Here is a 1,133-nt window from a genome sequence, read left to right as displayed (position 1 = left end):
GGATGGTGCCGGTGGGGCCGGACGCGGTGGCGTTGGAACTGGCGGATGCGGCGGGTGGTCTGGTCGCCTCGGTGGAGTCGCTGACGCTGCGGGAGGCGGCGGGCCATCTCGCGACGGCCGGTACGGGCAGCTCCGACAACCTCTTCCGGACCGACTGGGTTCCTGTACCGGTCGAAGCGTCCGGCGAAGGCCCGGCGTACGCCCATGACCTCTCCAGGGAGCTGCCCGGTACTGCGGTTGGGTCCGGAGCGGACGTCCTGCTGCGGGTGGAGCGGCCGACCGGTAGTGCGGTCGAGGCCACGCATGAGGTCACGATCGGCGTGCTCGCCCGCGTCCAGGAGTGGCTGGCGGAGGAGCGGTTCGAGGGCGCCCGCCTGGTGATCGTCACCGAAGGCGCCGTCGCGCTCGACGAGACGTCGGCCGATCCGGCCCTGGCGGCGGTGTGGGGTCTGGTCCGCGCGGCGCGCGCCGAGGCACCGGACCGGTTCGCGCTGCTCGACGTGGACGGCACGGACGAGTCCTGGGCCGTCGTGTCTGCGGCACTCGCTTCGGGCGAACCGGAGCTGGCGCTGCGCGGCGGCACGGCCTACACGCCCCGTCTGACCCGCACGGCGAACGGCACGGCGCTGACAGCCCCCGCCGGGGAGTCGGCGTGGCGGCTGGATGTCGTGGAGAAGGGCACGCTGGAGGGGCTGGCTCTGCGGCCGGTCGTCGAGGGTGAGTTGGCCGAAGGGCGCGTCCGTGTCGCCGTGCGTGCGGCGGGTGTCAACTTCCGCGATGTGCTGAATGCGCTGGGTATGTATCCCGGTGACGCGAAGGACTTCGGTCTGGAGGGCGCGGGTGTGGTGACCGAGGTCGGTCCGGGTGTGACGGGACTGGCTGTGGGTGACCGGGTGATGGGCCTGTTCTCCGGTTCCTTCGGGCCGGTGGTGGTGGCGGATGCGCGGATGGTGGCTCGGGTTCCGGCGGGTTGGTCGTTCGCGCAGGCGGCTTCGGTGCCGGTTGTGTTCCTGACGGCGTTCTACGCGCTCACCGACTTGGGTGGTGTGAAGTCTGGTGAGTCGGTGCTGGTGCATGCGGCTGCCGGTGGTGTGGGTATGGCGGCGACGCAGTTGGCGCGGCATTTGGGTGCT

General features: G+C 71.6%; 1 protein-coding gene. It reads left to right on the top strand.

The window, feature by feature from the left end:
• Positions 1-2 precede the first annotated feature (2 nt).
• Positions 3-1,133 (top strand): SpnB-like Rossmann fold domain-containing protein (locus ACWC5O_RS45520; RefSeq protein ID WP_450781412.1); only part of this gene is annotated, 1,131 nt, incomplete at its 3' end.

Source organism: Streptomyces sp. NPDC001450, assembly GCF_053597295.1.
The sequence above is the reverse complement of the archived record's forward strand: the minus strand, read 5'-3'. Positions and strand labels throughout refer to the sequence as shown.